The organism is Bradyrhizobium sp. Mp27 (genome assembly GCF_029953005.1).
Taxonomy (GTDB): Bacteria; Pseudomonadota; Alphaproteobacteria; order Rhizobiales; family Xanthobacteraceae; genus Bradyrhizobium; species Bradyrhizobium barranii.
The window spans coordinates 1-245 of the sequence record NZ_JASAUS010000765.1 but is presented as its reverse complement, the minus strand read 5'-3'; the positions used below and the strand labels follow the sequence as shown (position 1 = coordinate 245).

General features: G+C 60.4%; 1 pseudogene. It reads right to left on the bottom strand.

The features are described from left to right. A pseudogene (locus tag QJT78_RS52590) lies at positions 1–133 on the bottom strand (transposase); the annotation flags it as partial. Positions 134–245 lie beyond the last annotated feature (112 nt).

Sequence of the window (245 nt, the reverse complement as noted above, 5' to 3'; positions counted from 1 at the left end):
CGATCGGGTTCGAGCTGCGTAGGTGGATCCAGTGCTCAGCAGGGAAGTCGAAGAAGGCGAGCAGCGCATGGCGATCCTTGATCAGGCACTCCACCGCACGTCCGTATTTGATGTGGTATTTCTCGACGAAGACGTCTGTCAATCGGCGTTTGACTGGGACCCCCTATCGGCCTCCAAAAGGGACCCCTTTGATCGGCGTGCTCTGCTGGTAGCGCTCGGGTCGTCGGAGCTGGTCGGGGTTGCGG